General features: G+C 58.4%; 1 protein-coding gene. It reads right to left on the bottom strand.

Annotated features, from left to right (window positions below; translation table 11 throughout):
• Positions 1–110 precede the first annotated feature (110 nt).
• Positions 111–262: transposase domain-containing protein (locus tag ACZ3HH_RS30455; protein WP_465810356.1), on the bottom strand; the 152-nt coding region annotated here is incomplete at its 5' end.

The following is a 262-nucleotide window of genomic DNA, read 5'->3' as shown; positions in this document are numbered from 1 at the left end:
ACAGCTGCGTAAGACACAACTCGCCCCACCGCTAGCGCTACCTATTTGTAAGCGATCAATCAGCGCGCCTTGCGCCTGAGACATTTGGGGGATAGGCGAATCAAGTGGGATCAGTCGCCCTGCCTGAGATTCCAGGGCAGCAGGGCTTCGACCTCTTCGAAGGTATCGGCCGTGGGCAGCTCTCTGAAGAGATGGCAGAGGTAAACGTACGGCTCCAGGCCGTTGGCCTTGGCGGTCTCGATCAGCGAATAGAGATTGGCGC

The sequence above is a fragment of the Pseudomonas sp. PME37.24/025 genome (assembly GCF_055556615.1).
The sequence above is the reverse complement of the archived record's forward strand: the minus strand, read 5'-3'. Positions and strand labels throughout refer to the sequence as shown.